Annotated in this window: 26 protein-coding genes; 18 read left to right on the plus strand and 8 right to left on the minus strand. The window is 57.1% G+C overall.

All coding sequences use genetic code 11. From position 1 onward, the window contains the following. Positions 1–80: 80 nt before the first annotated feature. From E4O97_RS18405 to E4O97_RS18430, 6 genes are read left to right on the plus strand one after another with little or no spacing between them, the layout of a single operon-like run. Positions 81–1103, plus strand: coding sequence for a glycosyltransferase (locus tag E4O97_RS18405; RefSeq protein ID WP_148852316.1), 1023 nt, complete (start codon positions 81–83; stop codon positions 1101–1103). After that, positions 1103–2284 carry an FAD-dependent oxidoreductase gene (locus E4O97_RS18410; RefSeq protein ID WP_148852315.1) on the plus strand — a complete coding sequence of 394 codons (1182 nt, stop codon included), beginning with the start codon at positions 1103–1105 and terminating at the stop codon, positions 2282–2284. Before E4O97_RS18405 ends, E4O97_RS18410 begins: the two co-directional genes overlap by 1 nt. Then, positions 2277–3071 carry an NAD(P)-dependent oxidoreductase gene (locus tag E4O97_RS18415; RefSeq protein WP_148852314.1) on the plus strand — a complete coding sequence of 265 codons (795 nt, stop codon included), beginning with the start codon at positions 2277–2279 and terminating at the stop codon, positions 3069–3071. Before E4O97_RS18410 ends, E4O97_RS18415 begins: the two co-directional genes overlap by 8 nt. Next, complete coding sequence (locus E4O97_RS18420) at positions 3068–3892, plus strand: sugar phosphate isomerase/epimerase family protein (RefSeq protein WP_148852313.1); 825 nt, start codon at positions 3068–3070, stop codon at positions 3890–3892. The genes E4O97_RS18415 and E4O97_RS18420 overlap by 4 nt, the downstream gene beginning before the upstream one ends. After that, complete coding sequence (locus tag E4O97_RS18425) at positions 3889–4251, plus strand: SMR family transporter (protein ID WP_241092111.1); 363 nt, start codon at positions 3889–3891, stop codon at positions 4249–4251. The genes E4O97_RS18420 and E4O97_RS18425 overlap by 4 nt, the downstream gene beginning before the upstream one ends. A gap of 11 nt (positions 4252–4262) precedes the next feature. Further along, positions 4263–5072 (plus strand): glycosyltransferase family 2 protein, encoded by an 810-nt coding sequence (locus E4O97_RS18430; RefSeq protein ID WP_148852312.1) that lies wholly within the window; start codon positions 4263–4265, stop codon positions 5070–5072. A gap of 147 nt (positions 5073–5219) precedes the next feature. Here E4O97_RS18430 and E4O97_RS18435 read toward each other — a convergent pair whose 3' ends face one another. Beyond that, positions 5220–6086 (minus strand): acyltransferase, encoded by an 867-nt coding sequence (locus E4O97_RS18435; protein ID WP_216090930.1) that lies wholly within the window; start codon positions 6084–6086, stop codon positions 5220–5222. A 309-nt stretch (positions 6087–6395) separates the two neighbouring features. Beyond that, positions 6396–7715, minus strand: a complete 1320-nt coding sequence (locus tag E4O97_RS18440) for a hypothetical protein (protein ID WP_216090931.1) — start codon at positions 7713–7715, stop codon at positions 6396–6398. Positions 7716–7892: 177 nt separating this feature from the next. Between E4O97_RS18440 and E4O97_RS18445 the strand changes: the two genes are divergently transcribed. The 3 genes from E4O97_RS18445 (at position 7893) to E4O97_RS18455 (ending at position 9873) form a co-directional block, all read left to right on the plus strand. Then, positions 7893–8225: a ComEA family DNA-binding protein gene (locus E4O97_RS18445; protein WP_148852309.1), complete on the plus strand. Its 333-nt coding sequence runs from the start codon at positions 7893–7895 to the stop codon at positions 8223–8225. A 140-nt stretch (positions 8226–8365) separates the two neighbouring features. Next, a complete protein-coding gene (locus E4O97_RS18450; RefSeq protein ID WP_216090932.1) occupies positions 8366–9010 on the plus strand; it encodes a GntR family transcriptional regulator in 645 nt (214 codons plus the stop codon). Positions 9011–9024: 14 nt separating this feature from the next. Then, complete coding sequence (locus E4O97_RS18455) at positions 9025–9873, plus strand: DUF1989 domain-containing protein (RefSeq protein ID WP_032877162.1); 849 nt, start codon at positions 9025–9027, stop codon at positions 9871–9873. 8 nt (positions 9874–9881) lie between these two features. On the opposite strand, the gene E4O97_RS18460 is transcribed toward E4O97_RS18455, so the two are convergent. Together E4O97_RS18460 and eat are read right to left on the minus strand one after the other, a co-directional pair. Beyond that, a complete protein-coding gene (locus E4O97_RS18460) occupies positions 9882–10049 on the minus strand; it encodes a DUF2897 family protein (protein WP_003172675.1) in 168 nt (55 codons plus the stop codon). A 110-nt stretch (positions 10050–10159) separates the two neighbouring features. Then, positions 10160–11524, minus strand: coding sequence for an ethanolamine permease (gene eat / locus E4O97_RS18465; RefSeq protein WP_248130586.1), 1365 nt, complete (start codon positions 11522–11524; stop codon positions 10160–10162). A gap of 332 nt (positions 11525–11856) precedes the next feature. Between eat and kdpF the strand changes: the two genes are divergently transcribed. From kdpF to E4O97_RS18495, 6 genes are all read left to right on the plus strand, one after another. Further along, complete coding sequence (kdpF, locus tag E4O97_RS18470) at positions 11857–11946, plus strand: K(+)-transporting ATPase subunit F (RefSeq protein WP_003218754.1); 90 nt, start codon at positions 11857–11859, stop codon at positions 11944–11946. Positions 11947–11955: 9 nt separating this feature from the next. Beyond that, the gene (gene kdpA, locus E4O97_RS18475) at positions 11956–13650 is read left to right on the plus strand and encodes a potassium-transporting ATPase subunit KdpA (protein WP_216090934.1); all 1695 of its coding nucleotides are present in this window, start codon (positions 11956–11958) and stop codon (positions 13648–13650) included. Positions 13651–13662: 12 nt separating this feature from the next. Beyond that, positions 13663–15720: a potassium-transporting ATPase subunit KdpB gene (kdpB, locus tag E4O97_RS18480; RefSeq protein ID WP_177464404.1), complete on the plus strand. Its 2058-nt coding sequence runs from the start codon at positions 13663–13665 to the stop codon at positions 15718–15720. 27 nt (positions 15721–15747) lie between these two features. After that, positions 15748–16293 (plus strand): potassium-transporting ATPase subunit KdpC, encoded by a 546-nt coding sequence (gene kdpC / locus E4O97_RS18485; protein ID WP_248161899.1) that lies wholly within the window; start codon positions 15748–15750, stop codon positions 16291–16293. A 138-nt stretch (positions 16294–16431) separates the two neighbouring features. Continuing rightward, positions 16432–19083, plus strand: coding sequence for a sensor histidine kinase KdpD (locus E4O97_RS18490; protein WP_248161901.1), 2652 nt, complete (start codon positions 16432–16434; stop codon positions 19081–19083). Positions 19084–19129: 46 nt separating this feature from the next. Then, the gene (locus E4O97_RS18495; RefSeq protein WP_078820683.1) at positions 19130–19819 is read left to right on the plus strand and encodes a response regulator; all 690 of its coding nucleotides are present in this window, start codon (positions 19130–19132) and stop codon (positions 19817–19819) included. A 102-nt stretch (positions 19820–19921) separates the two neighbouring features. Here E4O97_RS18495 and E4O97_RS18500 read toward each other — a convergent pair whose 3' ends face one another. Next, on the minus strand, positions 19922–20959 hold the full coding sequence (locus E4O97_RS18500) for a patatin-like phospholipase family protein (protein WP_216090938.1): 1038 nt from the start codon (positions 20957–20959) through the stop codon (positions 19922–19924). A 205-nt stretch (positions 20960–21164) separates the two neighbouring features. On the opposite strand from E4O97_RS18500, the gene E4O97_RS18505 reads away from it, so the two are divergent. The 3 genes from E4O97_RS18505 (at position 21165) to E4O97_RS18515 (ending at position 23136) form a co-directional block, all read left to right on the plus strand. After that, positions 21165–21443 (plus strand): hypothetical protein, encoded by a 279-nt coding sequence (locus E4O97_RS18505; protein ID WP_005786355.1) that lies wholly within the window; start codon positions 21165–21167, stop codon positions 21441–21443. Positions 21444–21487: 44 nt separating this feature from the next. After that, the gene (locus E4O97_RS18510) at positions 21488–22249 is read left to right on the plus strand and encodes a CHAD domain-containing protein (RefSeq protein WP_005786356.1); all 762 of its coding nucleotides are present in this window, start codon (positions 21488–21490) and stop codon (positions 22247–22249) included. An 89-nt stretch (positions 22250–22338) separates the two neighbouring features. Further along, the gene (locus tag E4O97_RS18515) at positions 22339–23136 is read left to right on the plus strand and encodes a thioesterase family protein (RefSeq protein ID WP_032877154.1); all 798 of its coding nucleotides are present in this window, start codon (positions 22339–22341) and stop codon (positions 23134–23136) included. 6 nt (positions 23137–23142) lie between these two features. Here E4O97_RS18515 and E4O97_RS18520 read toward each other — a convergent pair whose 3' ends face one another. The 3 genes from E4O97_RS18520 to E4O97_RS18530 all read right to left on the minus strand — a co-directional run. Next, the gene (locus E4O97_RS18520) at positions 23143–23505 is read right to left on the minus strand and encodes an Mpo1-like protein (RefSeq protein ID WP_005786360.1); all 363 of its coding nucleotides are present in this window, start codon (positions 23503–23505) and stop codon (positions 23143–23145) included. 123 nt (positions 23506–23628) lie between these two features. Beyond that, positions 23629–24054: an Imm50 family immunity protein gene (locus E4O97_RS18525; RefSeq protein ID WP_103733589.1), complete on the minus strand. Its 426-nt coding sequence runs from the start codon at positions 24052–24054 to the stop codon at positions 23629–23631. Further along, positions 24051–24676, minus strand: a 626-nt coding sequence (locus E4O97_RS18530; protein WP_248161903.1) for an RHS repeat-associated core domain-containing protein, incomplete at its 5' end; no start/stop codon positions are given. The genes E4O97_RS18530 and E4O97_RS18525, both read right to left, overlap by 4 nt.

Below are 24676 nucleotides of genomic sequence, written 5' to 3' on the forward strand. Positions count from 1 at the left end.
ATTTCGGACACGTTGGTGGGGGGGGCGATTAGTGGCCCCTTTAGATCTCGGCTTCGGCATTAGTTTTTTGAGAGTTAGGCATGGATTATTTCCCCTGTTTTTTGTCTGTCGTGTTCGTGGCACGAAATCAGTCGGGCAGTGTGGCGAGAATTCTCGCTGATGCAGCGCTTATCATTGCTGATACTGTCGCGGATTATGAATTGATTGTGGTGGATAATGCCTCCGACGATGACAGCGTGTCGGTATTGAAAGGACTCACGGCTGAAAACGGACTCGCAAATCTGCAGGTGTATGCACTTACCAAGGAAGTGGATACGGACACCGCATTTTGGGTTGGCCTGGAAAATGCGCTGGGAGATTTCGTCGTTGTAATTGACCCATTAGCCGATGATGTAGCCTTTATCCCGACTATGCTTGATCAAGCGCTGAGCGGCGCCGATGTTGTATTTGCTAATAACGCCATGAAGCCCGCGCAGGGGCCAATGTACCGAGCGGCTAATTTTGTTTTTCATAGCCTTTACAACCGATTTAACGGCGTGCATCTGGCCAGGGAGGCGCCGCAGTATCGCATTTTGAGCAAGCGAGTAATCAATTTCATTCTTCAGCATCCGCAGCCTGTAATGACCTATAGGCACTTACCTGCAACGGGTGGTTTTGCCAAAGCATATTTGAATTACAGTTCTACCCCGCAAACCTCGCAGCGTAAACGCCTGGGTGAAAGCATTGATCGTGGCATGCGCTTGCTGATCTCGACTACACGCGCTCCAATGCGATTGGTCACGTCTCTCTCGTTGTTTGGGGCCATTGCAAACCTGCTGTACTGCATTTACGTCATTGCCGTAGGCATTTTAAAAAGCGATGTTGCCCCAGGTTGGATCAGTCTCTCGTTGCAACAATCTGGTATGTTCTTTCTCATCTCTCTGGTGTTGTTGGTATTGGGTGAATACATTCTAAACATGGCAAGCCTGTCGAACGAGGGGCCTCTTTATCATGTTGGGCAAGAGTTCACCAGTGCGCGGATGACCCGTTGTGAAAAATTGAATGTTGAGGAGTGGGTGTCAGAGTCGGCGGATAAGGTAATTCCGACCAGTGACCGTGCCTGATGTCGGGGCTAAACCAAGGCGACATATGCCACGATGCGATAGTCATCGGGGGGGGGTTCTACGGCGCCGCTATCGCTATTTATCTGGCCAGGCAACGTGGATTCAAGCGTATTCTATTAATTGAGCGCGAGTCGGCGTTATTGATGCGTGCGTCTTATAACAACCAGGCGCGTGTCCATAACGGCTACCATTACCCGCGCAGTTTCACCACTGCCTATCGCAGTCGAGTAAACCTGCCGAAATTTGTTCGGGACTGGCCGCTCGCCATAAAGCAAGACTTCACCAAGCTCTATGCTATTGCCCGACGCAACTCAAAAGTTACGGCTAAACAGTTTGAGCGATTTTGCCGGGAGATCGGCGCAGGCATCAAGCCGGCTGAGCCTTCTTTACGTGCGTTGTTTGAACCTCGATTAATTGAGCAGGTATATTGGGTCAATGAGTGCGCATTTGACACCTCGCAACTTTCCACGTGGGCTTCGCGGGAACTTAAAGAGTGTGGCGTGCAGGTTCATTATCAAACCCGCGTTGTGGCTATTTCAAAAGGGCGGCTGGCACCGCTGGCGGTGGTAGCTGACCCTGTGCAGGGAGGGCAGCAAGTCATCGCCTGTCGCTATGTATTCAACTGTACGTATAGCGGACTAAACCAATTTGGCGGAGACTTTCCAGGCGTCGGTTTAGGCCTAAAGCAAGAGATTACAGAAATGGCCCTGCTCCAGATGCCGCCTGCACTTGAGAATGTGGGCGTCACAGTGATGGATGGTCCGTTCTTCTCGATGATGCCGTTTCCCGCACGCGGGCTCCATACGTTGTCTCATGTGCGCTATACACCGCACCTTCATTGGAATGATCGGCAAGGGCTCGATCCTTATCAGAAACTTGGCCAATACGATCGTGCCACGCGCGTTGATAAGATGCTCAGGGACGTAGGTCGCTATATTCCTGAGGCGTTAAAGGCCAAACATATTGACTCATTATTTGAGGTTAAAACCGTTTTACTGAAGAATGAAGGCGACGACGGAAGGCCGATTCTATTTGAGAAACACACTGGTTTGCCAGGCGCCTACTCAGTGCTGGGTGGTAAAATCGACAATATTTATGACGTGCTTGAAAAGCTGGATGCTGAGAGTTTTTTCACCGATAGCGATCGAGCCACGTCGATGTCTGGAGGTACGGATGCGTAACGCGCTGATTGGATATTCTGGATATGTAGGGGGCACACTCCTCAAGCAAACTGCCTTCGCGTCGTTGTACCGCTCAACGAATATCGGTGACATCGATCATCAGTCATTTGATAGCGTCGTGTGTGCGGCTGCTCCCGCGCAAAAATGGCTTGCTAACCGGGAGCCTGAAGATGACCTCAAGAAGATTGAGACATTGATTGATCATCTTAAAACCATAGAATGCAAGACCTTTATTTTGATCAGTACGGTAGATGTTTTCAAGCATCCTATAGGGGTCGATGAGGATGCTCCTGTAGACGAATCAGGTTTGCACGCTTACGGTTTGCATCGTCGGATATTGGAAGTGTTTGTTGAGAAACATTTTTCGAGTTGTCTTGTTGTGCGTTTGCCGGGACTCGTGGGCCCGGGGCTACGTAAGAATGTTATTTTTGATTTTTTGAATGACCACAATCTTCACGCAGTGGATAGCCGGGGCGTGTTCCAATTTTACCCCATGGTCAACCTCTGGCATGACATCCAAACAGCGCTTGATGCCAAGCTCAAGTTGATCCACCTGACGGCGGCACCCGTCAGTGTGGAGCAGATTTCGCTGCAAGGTTTTGGTCGGCCTTTTTCCCATACCTTGAGCCACTCGCCTGCGTCGTATGACCTGCGTACCAAATACGCTCACATATTCGATGCTGCTGGTTTCTATCAAAATAGTGTTCGCGAAACTATGCTGGCGGTCAGAGCATACGCGCAGTCTGAGTCCCGCACGATTAAACCTGACATAGGGTCGAAGACATGAGGTTGGCTATATCCAACATTGCATGGGACATTTGCGAGGATGAAGCCGTCGCTGCCTTGCTTCGGCAGTTTGCTGTAGACGCGATAGATATTGCCCCTGGCAAGTATTTTCCTGAACCTACCAAAGCGACAGGTGAGGATATCGCTCAAGTCAAAGCTTGGTGGGCTGAGCGAGGAGTCGAAATCACCGGTATGCAGGCGTTGTTGTTTGGTACGGCGGGACTGAATATCTTTGGTTCCGCGCAAAGTCGGGCTGATCTGCTTACACACTTGGCCGCAATATGTCGGATCGGTGCCGGCTTGGGCGGGACGCGACTAGTTTTTGGCTCACCGAGAAATCGGGATCGCGCTGGACTGGATGATCAAGAGGCGCTGGACATTGCGATTCCCTTTTTTCGCGAGTTGGGCGATCTCGCTCAGGCGTACGGCGTGACGCTCTGTCTGGAGCCCAACCCCGCGTGTTACGGCGCGAATTTTATGACCACGAATGTTGAGACTGCCAGGGTGGTTCGTGCTGTCGCGCATCCTTCTATCCGTATGCAGTTTGACACAGGCGCACTCGCGATTAACCGGGAAGATCCGCTGGAGGTCCTGGGAGATTGTGCTCAATTGATCGGGCATGTGCATGCCAGCGAGCCCAATCTTTTACCTTTGGGCGATGGCCATACTGACCACGTGGCAATGGCCGCCGCGCTGGGGCGCTACCTGCCGGCTCATCTCGTTTCCATAGAAATGGTAGCAACCGGGAACGAGCCACATTTAGCGTCGATTAAACGCGCTATCCAGGTAGCCACTCTTCGTTACCGTGGGGTCAGTGTATGAGTATGAAATGGCTCATTCTCATTCTTGGTATTCTTTGCAATGCGTCCGCAAGCGTGTTGGTGAAGATGTCCATGATTCCACCACGTAAGTTTCCATCCCCCAGCGATCCCATGACCGCGTTGAGTAACTGGCCATTTTGGCTAGGGCTTGGTTTGTATGGTGGGGCGTTTGTTCTTTATGCAGCAGCATTGGCGCGTCTCCCGATGAATGTTGCCCACCCGGTCCTGACGGCTGGAGCGATTGCGACCGTTGCTGTGTTTTCGGTTGTTTTTTTTCGTGAATCCTTCCACTGGACCACAGCGGTCGGGATCGTACTGATAATCGCCGGCGTCGGGCTGATCACAGCTCGCGTGACTTGATGGAAATCCAAATGATCCTTTCGGATATTGCTGTTGTCCGCGCAACATGGCAAGTACCCGCGTATGACACCCCACTCTGGCTTGGGCGCCAACACTCCTCGTGCGTCGTAATCCCTGTCATTAACGAAGGTGAACGAATTAAAAATTTGCTCGCGAGGATGTCCGCACTTCACGTCGAGAATATTGCTGACATCATCATTGTTGATGGCGGCACCACGGATGGTTCGCTGGAGTTGCAGGATTTGGAGCCGCTTGGCGTACGGGGGCTACTGGTCAAGACGGCCGTAGGAAAACTTAGTGCACAGCTTCGTTGCGCTTACTCCTTTGCGCTCGATCAGGGTTATGAGGGCATCGTTACCATCGATGGTAATGATAAAGATGATCCAGAAGCCATTCCGCGCTTTATAGCAGCGCTGGAGCAGGGCGCTGATTTTGTACAAGCTTCGCGATTCGTTGCAGGGGGCGTGGCTGAAAATACCCCCAAATCAAGAGACTTCGCCATTCGCTTTATCCATGCTCCGATGTTGAGCCAGTTCTCCGGGTTCAAGTGGACAGACACGACTCAGGGCTTTCGGGCGTATAGCCGGAAAATGCTACTGGATCCCAAGTTGGCTGTGTTCCGTGATGTCTTTATGACGTATGAATTACTCGCTTACCTGTCATGTCGGGCCCCAAGGTTGGGATATCGTTGTGTTGAACTGCCTACCGTGCGGCGATACCCTAAAGGTGAAGTACCGACAAAAATTAGCAGTGTGAGGGGTAATCTGTCTGTCTTGACGGTGTTGTTTAAGTCATGTTTCGGTAGTTACAATCCTCGTTAACAGGTCGATATGCGATGGCTCTTTCATATGAGCAGTTCGCCTGATGAGGTCGAATCGGGATGTAGCGTTTATGTGGTTGGCTCGATAGCCTGTGTCGACGTGAAACCGGTGCTTATCACCGCATGGTGATAAGCACGCCAGTTTTAGTTAACCCCTTAGAAACCGTGCTTTGTTGCCGGACAGGTAGCGCATTACCCTTTCTTCGGAAAGTGTAAATCCTTTGGTGTAGGTTTTGCTTTCGATGCAGGCTTTGGATTTGATTTCTTGATTGACCGCAGCGCTGTAGCTTTCAGTGTACTTGAACATAATGATTTGGTCGTTCAAGTCGCCGGTTGAGTGAATTGTCAGCTTATCGTTGTCTTCATTTTTGAACGCGAAAGCATGGTTGGATGCATCACAGAAGTCCTTGATCCAACTGCAAAGCATTTCAAACTTCTCATCCAGCGACTTGTGCGCGTAAGCGTTGATACTTTCTTTGACTTTGGCGGGGGCGCCAGCAACCGTAACGTTTTCTGGCACCGACTTGATAATGTTCGAGCCGCTGAGGCACACGGTTCTCTTACCAATCGTGACACCAGAGCCGACAGTGCATGAGCCCACCAACCAGGCATTGTCCTGGATGACTACCGGGTCGGCGGAGTAGAAGAGGCAGCCTTCAATCTGTTCACCTGCGGCTATGTGCGTCCAAATCTGCGAATACATACCAACTCTAACACCATTGCCGATCGTCAGGCCGCCTGTGCCGTCAATCACACAGTTTTGGCCAAACCAGCAGTGTTGTCCTATTGATACGCCCTTCGTACTTAATACAAGGCAGTCCGAGTGCAGGGTGCTCCAATCATCAATTAATACATCGCCGTCTTCAATGATGACTTTTACACCATCTCCCAGGATGACATAGTCACCCAGGGTTAGCGTTCTGTTACTCTTGAAGATGAACTTTACGTTATTGCCAATCGAACAGTTTTTACCAATATTAACAATGCCGATACCGTGAATTTCATAATTTTGCATCAACAACTACCCATTTTGGTTTTTTGGCTCAGGCAGAGTTATCGGCATTCGTCCTGGGAACACGACCGAATGCCGACGTCGGTCCAAGTAGTGACGTGTAATTAAATCATATGATGATGGTATCTGTCCTACATGCAGGCAATCGGCCTTGATGCGGTTTGAGGTCGAGTCGCTAGCCTGTAGCGACCCTACCGGATCCGCGTTCGTACTGAAACCCTCATGATCGGTACGTAAAGAGAGCTTCAGACTCGGGCGAGCGCTCGTTTACGGAAAAAATGGGGGCGGAGGGGAGGGAGCGCAGCTTTCGACTCAACCGGATGTGGCCGGTTTTTTAAAGTGGATATTTATGAACAGAACGATTGAAAGAGTAGTTATAAAAATCATCCAGTAGGCGTATCGCAGGTCGTTGGCCGGTGTGATGAGTAGATAGCTTGTCGTGTAGGACAGCCCTGACAGGGGTAAAAGCCAAAGTGAATGTGCCCTGCAGTGTCGGCTGAGTTGAAATGCGCCAATCAATAATATGGATATGATAAGCCAGCTATAAGGTTTGAACAGTTCGGGAAGTATTATTATCGAGGTTGTAACGTAATCAGCGATATATTTTTCTACCGGCGAGACCGACCTGATCCCTGCATTGGGCTCATACGGCTGATTCATGACACGGAATTCAGTAGGGTAATATGGAGGGAGGGAGGGCGAGCGTATGAAGTTTAAAAAAGCATTCAACCGGAATGCTCCATACTCCAGAATATTTCGCGGCACATACTGGATCCACGCGTCTTTGAGTTCCTGATAATGAGCTTGGGTTATGGTGGTGAATTTTTCATTGCTCAGACAAAAGGCGGCGCCTACTTCATGAACATTCAGATACTCACACTGTTTGATGGCATTCATGTCGTCCGGGCTCAAAAAGCTTACAGGCACTTCCACACCTCTGACTTTGAGTGCAACGATGTCATCGAACATCACATAACTAACTGAGTTGGCTTTTTTTGCCCCAATCAAAGGGGTGACGCATAAATGCGCCAGGCCGATTATCGCGCTGCTGATGAAGATAAAAAATATTGTGCTCTTGATGGTGTGAACTTTTAAAATAGAGTTGATCAGGAATGGCAGTAAAAAGATCCCGGCGCTTAAAGAGTTGGTTCGCACTAACGCACCGTATATAAATAATGCTGAGACAAGGAGCGCAGCAGTCTTGGGGAATTTTTGGTGGTCTTTATAATATAAGCAGATCGCAGTAGCCAGGCCCCAGGAGTAGGCCATGGCCACATCTTTCCAGAGGGTAAATTCGAAGTTTAAGATCCAGGGAGCAATGGGTATCAGCAAGAAAAGCATGCCATAGGAGTATCCCTCTCTAATACACGTTTTATATAAAATTAGCACGGTTGCCCATAGCAGGCCGCACTGCAATAGGAACATTCCTCCCGGACCATTTGTAAGGGGCAGCAACCAACTCCATACGTAAGCCATTGTGGGCGGTTGCCAATCGCTGTATTCCCCGGCTCTCGCTTGTCTGAGCTGGTCCATGCTGTCCCATGTCATCGCACCTGGATAAAACGAGAAAATCGAGACCATCGACAGGATGAAAAGCGCCAATCCGATCAGGTTCAAATATTGCTTTTTCACCGCGCAGTCCTTGGTTAGAGTCTCATTATCAGGCGCAACTTTATCATTGGGTCATGAGTTAGGCATCATTCATACTCTGTTACTCACCGATTTTTGACACCCTCCAACATTCGCCTAAGTTAGAGAAGCAGCTTCGGAAAAGCTGCTTTACCTCACTCATGTCATGGAGCGTCACCAATGCAAAACCTCTACATCTCGTCCCTCGTCTTCGCCTTCCTCACCTCCCTCTCCGTCGCCACCATCGCTGCGCCTTCCATCAAGCCGGAAGCCCCCGCCCCGATCTCCACCCAAATGACCAAGATCGAGCAATCCACCAAGGTCAACCTCAACGCCGCCGATGCCGAAACCCTGCGCCGCGACCTGTTCGGTATCGGCGCTTCCAAGGCGAAGGCAATCGTTGCGTATCGCGAAAGCAACGGTCCGTTCACGGCGGTGGATGAGCTACTGGAAGTAAAAGGCATCGGTAAAGCACTGCTGGAGAAGAATCGCGACAGATTGGTTATTAATTGAAGATGCGAAGCTAGCCCCAGAAGGCCGGTCATTGACCGGCCTTTCCTTTATCAAAGCTGCGTCTATTTACTCTCAGGCCGCGTTGGCATGAAACGTGATTACATTCAACTCAACGATTGTTCAACAATCTTGAGGTGTACATGACGTCCAGCTTGTCTTTAGCCGACCAAATCGTCCTGGAATTACGCGCCGACATTATCGGCGGGCGGCTGCTGCCGGGTGTGTCGCTCGTCGAGGCCGACTTAGTCAAGGGCTACAACGCCTCGCGCAATACTATCCGTGAGGCGTTGCATCGCTTGGGCCAAGAAGGGCTTACCCGCTATGTCCGCAATAAGGGCGTAATGGTTCGGCGCCTGCAGCGGGCAGAAGTACGTGACCTCTTCGTAGTCCGCCGCACCCTGGAACTGCAGGCCATAGCCCAAAGCGGCCCGCTGACGGACACTCAATCAGGCCGCATGCAAAACGCTATCGACGCCACCACCCTGGCCCGGGAGCGCGAAGATTGGCGAGCGGTGGCTACCCACAGTCTTGTTTTCCACCAACAGATCGTCGCGTTGATGGACAGCCCACTGTTCGACGAGTTTTTTGCCCAGGTGATCGCCCAGCTGCGCCTGGTGTTTTGCGCCGCGCCGGATGAGCAGAGTTTCCAGTTACCCTGGCTGGAGCGCGACCATGAGATATACACGCTGTTAACCCGCAACCAAACCCAGGCCGCCAGCGAGGCGATGAGCCTGTACCTGGATGATTCGGAACATCTTTCCCTGGCCTTGTTTGATCACCCTTGATGGAGGATTGCCCCATGTACAAAGACTATCCGGCCGCGTACCAAGTCAGCAAAGGCTCAGCATTGCAGGTGGATACGGCGTTCTATGAGCGCATTCGTGATCAGAAAACCCAGCGCACGTTGATCGAACAGTTCGAGGTACCTATCCGTACGGGCAGGGCATGGAAAGTGCCGGCCGGGCATGTGTTCCGTGTGACCACGCCGGTGGGCCCGCAGGTGGGGGACTTCAACGTATGGAACGCCAATGACCCGCGCGAGCGTTTGTGGGCTGCGCGCACTCGGCAGCTTCAGGGTGCCCATGTCAGCACCCATGATCGCTTGTGGTCGAACCTGCCTTTTCTACGGCCACTGGTGACCATCACCGACGACAGCCTCGCCAGTTACGGCATCGATGAATACGGCGGACGCTTGCACGATTTGCTCGGTACGCGCTGCGATCCCTATGTGAACCGGATGCTGACTGGGGAGGACTTTCATCACCATTGCCACTCGAACCTGACCCGTGCGGTATTGCCCCATGGGCTGACGGAATTCGACGTGCATGACGTGTTGAATATTTTCCAGTGCACGGGCCTCAATCACGATGACATGTACTTTATGAAAGCCTGTCCGGCGCAGAAGGGTGATTACCTGGAGTTTTTTGCCGAGATTGATTTGCTGTGTGCGTTGTCGACGTGCCCTGGCGGGGATTTATCGCTACCGATGTGGGGGCCGGATGCGCAGGATCCGCTGACGGTGTGTCGTCCGTTGGGGGTGGAGATCTACCGGTTGGAGGATGAGTTGCTCAATGGCTGGAGCCAGCCGGAACGTGCTGCCTACAAGGGGCAGCACGGTTTGCATATCGCCAAGGCGGATTGGGAGTAACTCAAGGTTCAGCGATCCTGCGCATCCTTGGCATCCGCCTGCGCATTGCGCTCGGCCACGCGTTTACGTTGTTCGTCGGTGAGTTCGACTTTGTTGGCGCTGTCGCGCAGCATCATCAGCCCTCCGACGATCGACCCGATTGCGACTACCATAATCAACCACGCATACCACGGCATAAGGCTCTCCTTGAGGCAGATGTCCGTGGGAAAGTTTCCCACGGTAATGACTGCTTTGAGTCACGGGCTTTCTGAGTAGTTCAGTGTAGGCCCGTTCTGCCTCGCGGGCGCTATAGTCCCGTCAACATCGCATCTGTCGGGGCGTCGGCGCGGTCTTGCGCGGTCAGTTGGAAATAGATGAAGCCTGCCAGCATAAAGCCCAGGAAGATCAGCCCGATCAGGGCGTTGAACCAGGCCATCGCCACCAGGCACACCACTGCCAGTACCAGTGCAATACCCGGCACGATGGGGTAGCCCGGTGCGCGAAAGGTGCGTTCCAGCAGGGGCTCGGTCTTACGCAGTTTGAACAGGCTGAGCATGCTCATGATGTACATGACGATGGCACCGAACACCGCCATGGTGATCATGGCGGCGGTCAGGGTCATGCCGCCCAGGTTGATCAGGCCGTCGCTGTAGATGGCCGCGATGCCGACCAGGCCGCCGGCAATAATTGCTCGATGGGGTGTCTGAAAACGCGACAGTTTGGCCAGGAAGGGCGGCAGGTAACCGGCGCGGGCCAGGGCGAAGAACTGGCGCGAGTAGCCGAGGATGATGCCGTGGAAGCTGGCCACTAGCCCGAACAGGCCAATCCACACCAGCATGTGCAGCCAGCCGGAGCTTTCGCCGACTACGGTTTTCATCGCCTGGGGTAGTGGGTCGTTGATGTTCGACAAGGTGCGCCAGTCGCCTACGCCGCCAGCGAAGAACATTACGCCCATGGCCAGGATCACCAGGGTCAGGATGCCGCTGATATAGGCTTTTGGAATCGTGCGTTTGGGGTCCTTGGCTTCTTCGGCGGCCATGGCCGCGCCTTCGATGGCGAGGAAGAACCAGATGGCGAAGGGAATAGCGGCAAACATCCCGGCAATCGCCGGCGCGCCGAAGGTGTCGGAACCGGCCCAGCCGTTGAGGGCGAAGTTGCTGAAGCTGAACGCCGGGGCGACCACGCCCATGAACACCAGCAGTTCGGCGACGGCGAGTACGCACACCACCAGCTCAAAGGTCGCGGCAAGTTTGACCCCGAGTATGTTCAGGCCCATGAACACGATATAAGCGCCGACGGCGGCGTGCTTGGGATCAAGTGCCGGGAATTGCACGTTCAGGTAGGCGCCGATGGCCAGGGCAATTGCGGGCGGGGCGAAGACGAATTCGATCAAGGTAGCGAGCCCGGCAATCAAGCCGCCTTTTTCACCAAAGGCGCGACGGCTGTAGGCAAACGGCCCGCCTGCATGGGGAATCGCGGTAGTCAGCTCGGTGAAACTGAAGATAAAGCAGGTGTACATGGCGGCGACCATCATTGAGGTCACCAAGAAGCCCAAGGTGCCGGCCACGCCCCAGCCATAGCTCCAGCCGAAGTACTCGCCGGAAATCACCAGCCCGACGGCGATGCCCCATAGATGCAGGGTGCCCAAGGTGGGTTTTAGGTGTGTGGTCATTTTCGCGTGCTCCCTGAAGGGGTTGGAATGATTCAGGGTGTTGCAGTGGTTATGCCAGGCTACGAAACCCTGTCGCAAAGCAGTGCTGGTGTCGCCTGCGGGACGGTTTGGCGTTTGAATGTGGCTTGGCGCGCACCAGATAAGGGCGGTGGTGTCTGACATGCCGCCATCGCGGGCAAGCCCTGCCACTGCGAATCTCCTGTAAACCCGGCATAAACCCACTCTTTACGCCATCTTTACGCCCCACCCAACACCTCGCTCTCGTTCCTTTACACCACTCCTGCCGACAATTGCCCCACACGCGGCAATCGCCGCAAGACGGGGAAATTTCCATGAGCGTTCTGGACGGAGTGTCACTGCTATTGGCCGTGGCGCTGTTCATTTATCTGCTGGTTGCGCTGTTACGCGCGGATCGGAACTAGGAGCGGGCTATGCACAGTTATGACTATTGGCTGATCATCGCCTTTTTTGCCGTGGTACTGGTGCCGGCACCGTTTTTGGGGCGGTTCTACTACAAGGTGATGGAAGGCCAGCGCACGTGGTTGACGCCGGTGTTGGGGCCTGTCGAAAAGGCCTGTTATCGCCTTTCGGGCGTGGACGCGCAGCAGGAACAGAGCTGGCAGAAATACATGCTGGCCTTGCTCGCGTTCAACCTGGCGGGCTTCTTGTTGTTGTTCTCGATCCTGTTATTCCAGGGCTCCCTCCCACTGAACCCGCAGAAGTTGCCGGGCCAGGAATGGACCCTGGCGTTCAACACCGCCGTCAGTTTCATGACCAATACCAACTGGCAGAACTACAGCGGTGAGGCGTCCCTAAGTTATCTCAGCCAGATGGCCGGCCTCACTGTGCAGAACTTCGTCAGTGCGGCGACCGGTCTCGCCGTCCTGGTTGCCTTGTGCCGTGGGATCGGGCGCAAATCTGCCCAGACCTTGGGCAACTTCTGGGTCGACATGACGCGCGCCACCCTCTACGGCCTGCTGCCGTTGTGCCTGGTGCTCGCACTGTTCCTGGTGTGGCAGGGCGTGCCGCAAACCTTCGCCCACTATGTTGACGCCGTCACGCTGCAGGGCGTGGACCAAGTGATTCCCTTGGGCCCGGCGGCCAGCCAGATTGCGATCAAGCAACTGGGCACCAATGGCGGCGGCTTCTTCGGGGTGAACTCGGCGCATCCGTTCGAAGACCCGACAGCCTGGGCCAACCTGTTCGAAGTGGCCTCGATCATTCTGATCCCGGTGGCGTTGGTATTTACCTTCGGCCACTACGTCAAAGACCTGCGTCAGAGCCGGGCGATCCTCGCGTGTATGCTGGCGCTGTTCCTGATCGGCGGCGCGACGTCGCTGTGGTCCGAATACCAGCCCAATCCGACCTTGAACAACCCGGCCGTGGAGCAAACCGCACCGCTGGAGGGCAAGGAAACACGCTTCGGTACCACCGGCACCGTGCTGTGGTCGGTGACCACTACCGCGGCATCCAACGGCTCGGTCAACGGTATGCAGGACAGCCTCAGCCCGCTGAGTGGGATGGTGGCATTGGTCAACATGATGGTTGGCGAAGTGATCTTTGGCGGCGTCGGTGCTGGCATGTACGGCATGCTGCTTAACGTACTGATCGCGGTGTTCCTCGCCGGCCTGATGATCGGCCGCACGCCGGAATATCTGGGCAAGAAACTCCAGGCCAAGGAAGTGCAATTGCTGGTGGTGACCCTGCTGGTCATGCCGGTCGGCGTGCTGGTGTTGAGTGCCATCGCCGCCAGCCTGCCGGGCCCGGCGGGCGCGATCAGTAACCCTGGCCCCCACGGCTTCAGTCAGTTGCTTTACGCCTACACCTCGGCCAGTGCCAACAACGGTTCGGCGTTTGCCGGCCTCGGTGCCAACACCGCGTTCCATAACCTGATGCTCGGCCTGGGCATGTTGATCGGCCGCTTTGGCTACATCCTCCCGGTGCTGGCTCTGGCCGGCAGCCTGGCGATGAAGAAGGCCGCACCGATTGGCCAGAACAGCTTCCCCACCCATGGCCCGCTGTTCGTGACCTTGTTGACCGTGACCATTTTGCTGGTGGGCGGCCTGACTTTCCTGCCGACGCTGGCGCTTGGGCCTATCGCTGAACATCTGAGCATGGGCTTCTAAAGGGACATGAAAATGAATATGCCTGCAAAAAACGCGGCCCCGGTCAAAACCCAGGAGCCTGCCAAAACCGCCATCTCGGCGCTCTGGCGCCCGGCGCTGGTCCAGGCTTTCGTCAAGCTCGACCCACGCCAACTGCAACGCTCGCCGGTGATGCTGGTGGTCGAACTGACCGCCATCCTCACCACCGTATTGTGCTTTGTGCCCGATACCACCGTGCCCACCTTTGTTGCGGTGCAAATCGCCGTGTGGCTGTGGTTCACCGTGCTGTTCGCCAACTTCGCCGAAGCCCTCGCCGAAGGCCGCGGCAAGGCCCGCGCAGACAGCCTCAAGGCCGGCAGCGAAGGTTTGAGCGCCCGGCGCCAGGAGGCCGATGGCAGCTTCAAGGTGGTGCCGGCCACCAGCCTGCGCAAGGGCGATGTGGTACGTGTTGCCGCGGGGGAAATGATCCCCGGTGACGGCGAGGTCGTCGAAGGTATTGCGGCGGTCAACGAAGCGGCGATCACCGGCGAATCCGCCCCGGTCATCCGCGAGTCCGGCGGTGACCGCTCAGCCGTTACCGGCAACACACGGCTGGTGTCGGACTGGCTGCTGATTCGCATCACCGCCAACCCGGGTGAGTCCACACTGGATCGCATGATTGCGTTGGTGGAAGGCGCCAAACGCCAGAAAACCCCCAACGAAGTCGCGCTGGATATCCTGCTGATCGGCCTGACCCTGATCTTCCTGCTGGTAGTGGTGACCTTGCAGCCGTTCGCGCATTTTGCCAATGGCAGCCTGCCTCTGGTGTTCCTGGTCGCACTGCTGGTGACGCTGATTCCCACCACCATTGGTGGCTTGCTTTCGGCCATCGGGATTGCCGGCATGGATCGCCTGGTGCGTCTCAATGTGATCGCCAAGTCCGGTCGCGCCGTGGAAGCGGCGGGGGACGTGCATGTGTTGCTGCTGGACAAGACCGGCACCATTACTTTTGGTAACCGTCGTTGCTCGGCCGTGGTCGCGGCGCCTGGCGTCAGTGGTCGGGAATTGGCTGAAGGTGCGCTGCTGGCATCCCTGGCCGATGACACGGCGGAAGGCAAATCCATCGTTGAATACCTGCGTGCCTTGCACCCGCAGGCCGAGCCAAGCCTGGATGAATTGACCGCCGTACCCTTCAGCGCCGAGACCCGATTGTCGGGTGTCGACTATCAGGGCCGCGTGTTCCGCAAAGGCGCCGTGGATTCGCTGCTGGCGTTTATCGGCCAGCAACGCAGCGAGCTTTTACCTGCGCTGTCGCGGGAAATCGACAAGATCGCCCAAAGCGGCGGCACCCCATTGCTGGTCTGCGCCGATGGCAAATTGCTCGGTGCGATCCATCTCAAGGACGTGGTCAAGCCCGGCATCCGCGAGCGGTTTGCCGAGTTGCGCAAGCTGGGCATTCGCACCGTGATGGTCACTGGCGACAACCCCCTGACCGCCGCCGCGATTGCCGCTGAAGCCGGGGTGGATGACGTGCTGGCCGAAGCCACGCCAGAGAAGAAACTCGCGCGTATTCGCCATGAGCAGAACGATGGTCGCCTGGTTGCCATGTGCGGCGACGGCGCCAACGACGCCCCGGCGCTGGCCCAGGCTGACGTCGGCATGGCCATGAACGACGGCACCCAGGCCGCGCGCGAAGCGGCCAACATGGTCGACCTCGACAGCGACCCGACCAAGCTGCTGGACGTGGTGCAGATCGGCAAGGAATTGCTGGTAACCCGTGGCGCGTTGACGACCTTTTCCATCGCCAACGACGTGGCCAAGTACTTCGCAATCCTGCCGGCGCTGTTCGCCTCGATCTACCCGCAACTGGGCGTGCTCAACATCATGCACTTGCAGAGCCCGCAGAGCGCGATCCTCTCGGCCATTGTGTTTAACGCCTTGATTATCGTGGTGCTGATTCCCCTGGCGCTGCGCGGTGTACGGGTGCAAGCGGCGAGTGCGGCGGCCTTGCTGCGGCGCAACCTGCTGATTTACGGCCTGGGCGGGCTCTTGGTGCCGTTCGTGGGTATCAAAGCCATCGACATGCTGCTGACGGCGCTGCACCTGGTTTGACCTGTCTGATTTATTGAGGATTTGACTATGACAAACATCATCCGCCCCGCCCTGAGTCTGCTGGTACTCATGACCCTGATCACCGGCGTCGCCTACCCGCTGGTGGTCACGGGCGTGGCGCAAGTGGCCTTCCCCGATCAGGCCAATGGCAGCCTGGTGCACGACGCCAGCGGCAAGGTGCGCGGCTCCAGCCTGATCGCCCAGGACTTTACCGGCGACCGCTGGTTTCATCCACGCCCGTCAGCAGGAGCCTTTGCGACGGTGTCCAGCAGTGCCAGTAACCTGGGCCCCAGCAATCCGGCCTTGGCGACCCGCATAGTCGAGGATGCCGGCAAACAATCAGTGCCTGGCCAGGGCCCGGTGCCACTGGCCTCGCTGACGACCTCCGGCAGCGGCCTTGATCCCCACTTGCCACCGCAGGCGATTGCCTATCAACTGGCGCGAGTGGCGGCAGCGCGCAATGTGCCGGTGGCGACCTTGCAGCGGTTGCTGGATGAGCACATCGAAAGCCCGTTGGTAGGGCCGCCGGTGGTGAATGTCCTGGCCCTCAACATGGCCCTGGAAAAACTCTGAACCCCTGTGGGAGGGGGCTTGCTCCCGATAGCGGTGGTTGAGTCGAAATATCTGTCGCTGATACACCGCTATCGGGAGCAAGCTCCCTCCCACAGTTGATCTTCATTGACCTGAAAATACCTGCCTGAAGGAACCCGTATGAGCGACTCCGGCCGCGCCGATGCCCTGTTAGCCGATCTGCCCCGGGCTGGCCGTGGCCGGCTCAAAGTCTTCCTCGGCGCCGCGCCCGGCGTGGGCAAGACCTACGCCATGCTCCAGGCGGCCCACACCCAGTTGCGCCAAGGCGTAAGCCTGATTGCCGGTGTGGTCGAAACCCACGGCCGCGCCGAGACCGAAGCCTTGCTCAGCGGCCTGCCGCAACAACCGCTGCTACGCAGCGAGTACCGTGGCGTAATGCTTGAAGAAATGGACCTCGACGGCCTGCTCGCCGCCAAGCCCAAGCTGGTGCTGGTGGATGAGCTGGCCCACAGCAACGCCCCCGGCAGCCGCCATGAAAAGCGCTGGCAAGACATTCAGGAACTGCTCGCCGCCGGCATCAACGTGTTCACTACGGTCAACGTCCAGCACCTGGAAAGCCTCAATGATCAGGTGCGTGGCATCACCGGCGTGCAAGTGCGCGAAACCCTGCCGGACTGGGTGCTGCAAGAGGCCGACGAACTGTTGCTGATCGACCTGCCATCGCGCGAACTGCTCGAACGCCTGCGTGACGGCAAGGTGTATGTGCCCGAACAGGCGCGTGCGGCTATCGATGCGTTTTTCACCCAGACCAACCTAATGGCCCTGCGCGAACTGGCGATGCAAACCGCCGCCGCCCACGTCGACGATGATCTGGCCCAGGGCTATCGCCAACTCGGACAGGCCGCGCCGGCGGTACGTGGGCGTTTGCTGGTGGGCGTGGATGGCGATGCGCAAGCCGAACGCCTGGTGCGTCATGCCAGTCGCGTGGCCCAGCGTCGGCATTTGCCTTGGAGCCTGGTGCACGTCGACAACGGCCGAGCGCGGGATGAGCAATCGCGCCTGCGTCTGCAGAACGCCCAGCAACTGGCGGAGCGGTTGGGCGGCGAAGTGGTGTTACTGCGGGCCGGGGAGGTCGCCAAGACCCTGATCCAGCACGCCGCCGAACGCCGTGCCAGCTTGTTGCTGGTGGGGCAGTCGCGGATGCGCTGGCGCCGGCGCTTGTTCGGTGGTGGCTTGGCGGCGCGGCTGTTGCGCAATGCCCGTGGCCTGGAAATCAATGTCCTCGACAGCGATGACATTCCGGCGGCGCCACGCTTGCCGGATGTGCGCGGGTTAGTGTGGTTCGATTACGCTTTGGCGGTGGTTGCCACGGTGGTTGCTGCGGCCGTGGCTTGGGCCGTGTCCAGTGTGTTGCCGCTGCCGAATATCTCGCTGGTGTTTCTCGCTGCCGTATTGCTGGTGGCGGTGCGCAGCAGCCTGGGGCCGTCGCTGGTGTGCGCGGCGCTGTCGTTCATGACCTACGATTTTCTGTTTATCCCGCCGAACTTTTCTTTCGCCATTCAGCGCGAAGAGGATGTGCTGACCCTGCTGTTCTTCCTGCTGATGGCAGCCCTGACCGGCAACCTCGCCGCGCGCCAGCGCCGCCAGCTGCAGGCGTTGCGCGATACCCAGGAAGAAACCAGCGAGCTGCTCGACCTGTCGCGCAAGCTCACGGCGGCCACCGATCGCCAAGCCGTGATCAGCGCCGCCGCCCACCATCTGCAAGGCTGGCGCGATCTTGACTTGTGTCTGGTCAATCGCGACGGTCAGGGCGGCTGGACGGTCGAGACCGGTGGCCCGCTGACCCTCACCGAAGCCGAACGCGCTGCCGCCGATTGGGCCTGGCAGCATGATCAGCCTGCCGGTATGGGCACCGGCACCTTGCCGTTCGGACGTTGGTGGTGGTGGCCGTTGTCGGGTGAAGAGGGGCCGCTGGGCTTGCTCGGTGTCAGCGCCAAACCGGGCCTGGAGTTGAGCGGGCAACGCCGACGTTTGCTCACTGCCTTGAGCCAGCCACTGGCCCAGGCGCTGGCGCGGGCGCAGTTGGGGCAAGAGTTGGAGTCGGCGCGTCTGCACGGTGAAACCGAACAACTGCGCAGCGCCTTGCTGGCGTCGGTGTCCCACGATTTGCGCACGCCGTTGACCTCCATGCGCGGCAGTATCGATAGCCTGCTGGCCCTCGGCGAAGCCATTCCCATGGAGGATCGTCGCGAATTGCTTGAAGGCACCCGTGATGAGGCCGAGCGCCTGGACCGCTATATCCAGAACCTGCTGGACATGACGCGGCTGGGCCACGGCGCGCTGAAACTGGCGCGCGATTGGGTGTCGCCCGGTGATATCGTCGGCAGTGCCCTCGGGCGTTTGCGCGCGGTGCTGGCGCCATTGCAAGTGAGCACCGAGGTGCCGTCGGAACTGCCCTTGTTGTATGTGCATGCGGCGTTGATCGAACAGGCGTTGGTCAATGTGCTGGAAAACGCCGCCCGATTTTCGCCGCCCCAGGGTCGCTTGCAGTTGCGCGCTGGCGTGCAGGATGAGCAGTTGTTTTTTGCCGTGGCGGATGAAGGGCCGGGGATTCCCGAGGAGGAGCGTGCGAAGATTTTCGACATGTTCTATACCGCTGCCCGCGGTGATCGGGGCGGGCAGGGCACCGGCCTTGGCCTGGCGATCTGCCAGGGCATGGTCGGTGCGCATGGTGGGCATATCAGCGTGGCCGATGGCATTGATGGGCGGGGTACCTGCATCACGTTGTTTCTGCCGCTACAATCTCAACCTGGCTTGGACACTGACCTTTGAATGGCTCCTGAATGGGGTGATTCTTTAACGAATTTTGACGGACACCATGAGCCAGACCGCGACGATTCTCGTCATAGATGACGAACCGCAGATCCGCAAATTCCTGCGCATCAGCCTGGCCTCCCAGGGCTATAAGGTGATCGAGGCCGGCACCGGCAACGAAGGCCTGGCGCAAGCGGCCCTGAACAAACCGGACCTGCTGGTGCTCGACCTGGGGCTGCCCGACATGGACGGCCAGCAGGTGCTGCGCGAGTTTCGCGAGTGGTCGACGGTACCGGTGCTGGTGCTGTCGGTGCGGGCCAGTGAAGGCCAGAAAGTCGAGGCTCTTGACGGTGGCGCCAATGACTACGTGACTAAGCCCTTCGGCATCCAGGAATTCCTCGCTCGGGTGCGTGCGTTGTTGCGTCAGGCACCGGCGGGAGAGGCCCAGGAAGCCGCCTTGAATTTCGGCCCGCTGACGGTGGACCTGGCTTATCGCCGCGTGCTGCTGGACGGTGCCGAAGTGGCGTTGACCCGCAAGGAGTATGCAGTGCTGGCGCAACTGGCCCGGCATCCGGGGCGGGTGATTACCCAGCAGCAATTGCTCAAGGACATCTGGGGCCCGACTCACACCGAAGACAGCCATTACCTGCGTATCGTGGTGGGGCACCTGCGCCAGAAACTCGCGGATGACCCGACGCAGCCACGGTTTATCGTGACCGAGGCGGGGGTGGGGTATCGGCTGCTGAATGCTTGAGTTTTTGTGGGAGGGAGCAAGCCCCCTCCCACATTTTGAGTGTATTCACAGATTAAAATGTGGGGCTTGCCCGCGATGAGGCCATCAGCAACACCCACGCGCTCAACTCTGCTCACTCTCATACCGATCCAACGTATCACTGGCGATCTCCCGCCCCAAGGCGATCAGCTCCGGCGCCTTGTAGAACTCGAAGAACCGGCACACTCGCTTCGGCACGTTGATCAGCACATCTGGCGGGTAGCCTGCGATCTTGTACTGCGCCAATGAGGTTTGCATCACCTCGAAACTCTGGTTGATCAGGTCCAGCAGCGACGCAGGCCCGACGTTATCGATGATGAACGAGCCGGTCGCCGACTTCGGTGCGCCGGCTTTTTCCGGCGCGGCAGCGGGTTGCTGGGATTCGGGTTCAGCCGACTCCAGCCACGGGTTGATCTCTGCTGCCTGGGCCTGCAAGGCTTCCTGTTCGAGCTTCATCAACTGCTCGGCCTGTTTGCGGCGAAATGGCAGGTGCGATCCGAGTGACTTGGCCAGGCTGTTGAAGCGGCTTTTGAACGCCGGCGGGCGCTGGATCACCGGCAACTGATAGTGCTTCTGGTTGGTGGCGTTGAGGTTGACCGCGATGATCAAGTCACAGTGGCTCGACACCACCGGCACAATGGGTAGCGGGTTGAGCAGCCCGCCGTCCACCAGCATCCGGTTGCCTTGCATCACCGGGGTGAACAGGCTTGGGATCGCCGCCGATGCGCGCATGGCCTGGTGCAGGCAGCCTTCCTGAAACCAGATTTCCTGTTGGTTGGTAAGGTCGGTGGCCACAGCGGTGTAGGGGATGCGCAGCTCTTCGATATTGATCTCGCCGACGATTTTGCGAATCTGCCCGAAAACTTTTTCGCCACGAATCGCACCCAGGCGAAAGCTCACATCTACCAGGCGCAATACGTCGAGGTAGTCCAGGCTTTCGATCCAGTTTCGATATTCGTCCAGCTTGCCTGCGGCATAGATACCGCCGACCACCGCGCCCATCGAACAGCCGGCGATACAGGCGATGTCATAGCCGCGTCGTTCGATTTCTTCGATCACCCCGATATGGGCGTAGCCCCTGGCTCCCCCGGAGCCCAGCACTAAGGCAACACGTTTTTTCATGTCCCAGTCCTTCGCAAAACAGGTGCCCACAATGCACCCATCCGGGGGGCGGCTTCAATCTTCGGTTATTTTTAGAGGATAACCTTTGCGCTCGGGTATGCTCTGGCAATAGGTACGACCGATTTCAGGCTAGGGACAAGGCACTTTTCCCTGTGGGCAACGTCTACAGGCTACGAATGATTTTGCTTATTTTGAGGTGTCATCAATGAAAGCCTGGATGTGTGTGCCTGTGATCGTGCTGGCCTTGGCCGGCTGTGCCGGCAAGACGGCCTACCGCGACAGCTGCGGTTCCCAATTGGATGCCGCCTGGAAAGAACTCGATCTGGCCAAGGCTGAAGGTTTTGCTGGCACCGTGAGCTACTCCAAGGCTCTGTCGCTATTGACTGGCGCCAAGACCCAGCAGCAGTTTGAAGCGTTTGAAGGGTGCTCCAACAAAGCCCAGAAGGCGCGGTTCTATATTCGTGAGTCTCGCGCCGGGCGTTGACCTGTAGCGGCGAGTAGGATTATTCATTGGAAAGTGAGGGCAGGATGTCAGCGTTGGTCAATCAGTTAGTCGCCCAGGTCATAGGCCTGGAAGTAGGGTTACTGAGCTGCCAGGCTCGCCTCGCCGCCGTCACTGACGATGAAGCCCTGCATGATTTGCGCACCACCGTGCGGCGCTTGCGCAGCTTGTTGCGGCCTTTGCGCGGGCTGCCCGGTGTGGAACAGCTTGAATTGGCCGCCAGTACGGTTGGCCAATTGACCACGCCGCTGCGTGACCGCGAGGTCCTGGCGGCGTATCTGCATCAGCACGGTTATCACGAGGCGGCTGATCGGCGCCTGCGCCTGCAACCCGAGGCCTATCGCCATGTGGCGCAAAGCCCGGAACTGGCGCACCTGTTACTGATTCTGGATGCATTCCCACGCTTTATTCGCGCCTCCCAGCACCAGAAACTGCTCAAAGGCCTGCGCCCGCGCATCGAGAAACGCCTGGCCAAGCAATGGCAGAAACTCGATGAAGCCCTGAAGGATCCCGAGCATGATCGCCACCGCCTGCGGTTGCTGATCAAGCGCGTGCGTTACGCCGCCGAGGCTTACCCCGAACTGGACAAGCTATCCCCCAACGCCATGTCGCGATTGAAGAAAGCCCAAAGCGCCCTGGGCGACTGGCATGACTGCTGGCAGTGGCTGGCCCAGGCCGGGCAGCAGGCGGATCTGCAACCCTGCGTTGCCATCTGGCAGCGCACCATGCTCAAGGCTCAAGGGCAGGCTGACCGTGTGCTGGACAAACTCAGCGCCGATTGTTTTTAACGCGGTCCGGCTTTTGGCCGGAATGGGCGGTGTGCCGGTCCGTCTCGATGGTTAAGATTCCCCATCGATTTTCTTGATGTGAGGTCGCCATGCGCTTTAGTGATTTGCTCGACGCTGCCCGAAGCAACCCGTTGGACGTCACCATTCCTGCCGAATGGGCTCAGGGCCGAGCCACCTTTGGCGGCCTGGTCGCCGCCCTGCAATATGAGGCCCTGCGCGCGCAGGTGCCGGCGGATCGCCCCTTGCGCTCCCTGGCCATCACCTTTGTCGGCCCGGTCGCGCCGGATGTGCCCGCCAGTTATCAAGTCGAAGTGTTGCGCGAAGGCAAGGCCGTCAGCCAGTTGCTCGGCCGCGTGTTGCAGAACGGCGAAGTGGCGACCCTGGTCCAGGCCAGCTTTGGCGCGTCTCGAGCATCGGAAATTGACGTGGCGAGCGAAGCTCCGCCGGTATTCAAACATTGGGATGAATGTCAGGAGTTGCCCTACATCAAGGGCGTCACCCCTGAATTCATGCGCCATCTGGCGATGCGCTGGAGTGTCGGCGGCCTGCCGTTCACCGGTAACAAATCCCGCGACATGGGCGGTTGGGTACGGTTGCGCGGGGATGTGAAAGAAGAGCCACTGACCGAGGCGCATATCCTCGCCCTGGTCGACGCCTGGCCGCCGGCCCTGCTGCCACACCTGAAAAAGCCTGCGCCAGGCAGCACCCTGACCTGGACCATCGAGTTCATCCAGCCGCTGCAAGACCTGACCACCCTCGATTGGTGCCAATACCACGTCAACATCGAACATGCCCGCGACGGCTACGGCCATGCGGCCGCTGCGCTGTGGAGCCCGACCGGCGAGTTGATCGCCCTCAGCCGCCAGACCGTGGTGGTGTTCGCCTAAGCCCCTTCAGTGGTGGTGACGTTGCCGCCAGGCACGCCACCAGCCACCGCTCAACACAAAGCGCGGGAAGGTCACGAACTGCTCGACAACAAGGCGTTGCACCGCATCTTTACGGTCGCTGAACGGCTCACTGGCCTGGGCTTCCAGGCTGTGGCCGTGACGCTGCAACGCCAGGCCCGCCACGATGCCGACCACACCGATAGCCAAGCTGGCCAGGCTCAGGCTGAACACCCCTGAAACGATCAGCAGGAAACCGACGATAAACAGCGGCACGGCAATCAGGTGCAACGCCAGGTTGGTCGGGTGCTGATGGTTTTGTGGGTAATGACGCCATTGCCAGGCGGGGAGATTGGGGTGACGTTTGCCCATGATCGTGAGTCCTTTGTCCGTTGGAACAACTTGGACAGAGTTTAGGTGGGGTGGGCCGGGTCGGCGAATTGACGTTCGCTATAGCATTCATAGGAACGGTTGCGTAAATCACGTTTTTGATTTTTATAGAGTATTGTCTGCCCAGTCATAGTCTCCTGGTTCGGGGCTATTTATATAAACTGTCGGCCCTTCCATGGAGAGCCACTTGGCTTTGAGTTCAATAGAAGCGTTTTTTGAGTTTGCGGTGAGAAAAAAGTACCCGTTTTCTCGCTTTATATTTATTCTGAAAATCTCCCTGCGCGGGAGGTTTACTATTTTTAAGTTGCTGATTTCGGAACAGCTCAGTGCAATTCTGCACGTGTTATATCCTTTGTTCTTCCATTTTTCAGGCAACACATCAGGGAAGTCTGGTATGTCAAAACCTATTCCAAAAGAGGGTTGGTCATTTTCTATGCCCAGTGAATGAATGTAAGCTTTGCCGATTTCAATTGGTTGGCTAAACACTTTGTTAAAAAATATAGTCCCGTCAAGATCGTTCCAGTGTTTCATTTTTTATCCTTGAATACGTAATGGTCTTTTGTTCCCGGAACGCTGCCGGTTCGCGGTGTATCAAATGGACGCAGATTGAAGTGAGCGCCTTGATTGCCCACTCCGTTTGGAGCGCCGAATTTATGCCCGGCTGAATGGTCTTGTATTAACACCTTGGATCCATCAGCCCTCGTATATTGGTAGACCCTCGTGTGAATAGGTTTTCCCGAGCTATCTAAAATTGCTTTTTCGTTTATATCTGACATTTTCACAATGCTGTATTGTTTCTTTATGCCAGACCTCGGGGCGGTAATTACATCAGGTTGTTGTGCCATCGGTATATTGGCGTCTCTTTTTGCTTCGCGGAACGCTCCTTTACGAGATATATTAGGTACTTCAGGTTCAACAGGTATAGCGCAGGTTGGGTTTTTCTTTACTGAGCCAGTGCAGCTAGCATTTAGTCCAAGGGGATCCACCCAACCCGTAGGATTGGGCACGTACTGGTACGCGTTGATCCCACCCGCCAACTTCACCGGATCCGGCGTCAGGTAACGACCAACATCCGGATTGTAGTAGCGATGGCGGTTGTAGTGCAGGCCGCTTTCCGGATCGAAATACTGACCTTGGAAGCGCAGCGGGTTGT

It is taken from the genome of Pseudomonas sp. W15Feb34 (assembly GCF_023127765.1).
GTDB lineage: Bacteria > Pseudomonadota > Gammaproteobacteria > Pseudomonadales > Pseudomonadaceae > Aquipseudomonas > Aquipseudomonas synxantha_A.

Bases quoted from the DNA above. Each gene is read 5' to 3' on its own strand.
- E4O97_RS18405 (WP_148852316.1), top strand. From the start codon at position 81: ATGGATTATTTCCCCTGTTTTTTGTCTGTCGTGTTCGTGGCACGAAAT.
- E4O97_RS18410 (WP_148852315.1), top strand. From the start codon at position 1,103: ATGTCGGGGCTAAACCAAGGCGACATATGCCACGATGCGATAGTCATC.
- E4O97_RS18415 (WP_148852314.1), top strand. From the start codon at position 2,277: ATGCGTAACGCGCTGATTGGATATTCTGGATATGTAGGGGGCACACTC.
- E4O97_RS18420 (WP_148852313.1), top strand. From the start codon at position 3,068: ATGAGGTTGGCTATATCCAACATTGCATGGGACATTTGCGAGGATGAA.
- E4O97_RS18425 (WP_241092111.1), top strand. From the start codon at position 3,889: ATGAGTATGAAATGGCTCATTCTCATTCTTGGTATTCTTTGCAATGCG.
- E4O97_RS18430 (WP_148852312.1), top strand. From the start codon at position 4,263: ATGATCCTTTCGGATATTGCTGTTGTCCGCGCAACATGGCAAGTACCC.
- E4O97_RS18435 (WP_216090930.1), bottom strand. From the start codon at position 6,086: ATGCAAAATTATGAAATTCACGGTATCGGCATTGTTAATATTGGTAAA.
- E4O97_RS18445 (WP_148852309.1), top strand. From the start codon at position 7,893: ATGCAAAACCTCTACATCTCGTCCCTCGTCTTCGCCTTCCTCACCTCC.
- E4O97_RS18450 (WP_216090932.1), top strand. From the start codon at position 8,366: ATGACGTCCAGCTTGTCTTTAGCCGACCAAATCGTCCTGGAATTACGC.
- E4O97_RS18455 (WP_032877162.1), top strand. From the start codon at position 9,025: ATGTACAAAGACTATCCGGCCGCGTACCAAGTCAGCAAAGGCTCAGCA.
- E4O97_RS18460 (WP_003172675.1), bottom strand. From the start codon at position 10,049: ATGCCGTGGTATGCGTGGTTGATTATGGTAGTCGCAATCGGGTCGATC.
- eat (WP_248130586.1), bottom strand. From the start codon at position 11,524: ATGACCACACACCTAAAACCCACCTTGGGCACCCTGCATCTATGGGGC.
- kdpF (WP_003218754.1), top strand. From the start codon at position 11,857: ATGAGCGTTCTGGACGGAGTGTCACTGCTATTGGCCGTGGCGCTGTTC.
- kdpA (WP_216090934.1), top strand. From the start codon at position 11,956: ATGCACAGTTATGACTATTGGCTGATCATCGCCTTTTTTGCCGTGGTA.
- kdpB (WP_177464404.1), top strand. From the start codon at position 13,663: ATGAATATGCCTGCAAAAAACGCGGCCCCGGTCAAAACCCAGGAGCCT.
- kdpC (WP_248161899.1), top strand. From the start codon at position 15,748: ATGACAAACATCATCCGCCCCGCCCTGAGTCTGCTGGTACTCATGACC.
- E4O97_RS18490 (WP_248161901.1), top strand. From the start codon at position 16,432: ATGAGCGACTCCGGCCGCGCCGATGCCCTGTTAGCCGATCTGCCCCGG.
- E4O97_RS18495 (WP_078820683.1), top strand. From the start codon at position 19,130: ATGAGCCAGACCGCGACGATTCTCGTCATAGATGACGAACCGCAGATC.
- E4O97_RS18500 (WP_216090938.1), bottom strand. From the start codon at position 20,959: ATGAAAAAACGTGTTGCCTTAGTGCTGGGCTCCGGGGGAGCCAGGGGC.
- E4O97_RS18505 (WP_005786355.1), top strand. From the start codon at position 21,165: ATGAAAGCCTGGATGTGTGTGCCTGTGATCGTGCTGGCCTTGGCCGGC.
- E4O97_RS18510 (WP_005786356.1), top strand. From the start codon at position 21,488: ATGTCAGCGTTGGTCAATCAGTTAGTCGCCCAGGTCATAGGCCTGGAA.
- E4O97_RS18515 (WP_032877154.1), top strand. From the start codon at position 22,339: ATGCGCTTTAGTGATTTGCTCGACGCTGCCCGAAGCAACCCGTTGGAC.
- E4O97_RS18520 (WP_005786360.1), bottom strand. From the start codon at position 23,505: ATGGGCAAACGTCACCCCAATCTCCCCGCCTGGCAATGGCGTCATTAC.
- E4O97_RS18525 (WP_103733589.1), bottom strand. From the start codon at position 24,054: ATGAAACACTGGAACGATCTTGACGGGACTATATTTTTTAACAAAGTG.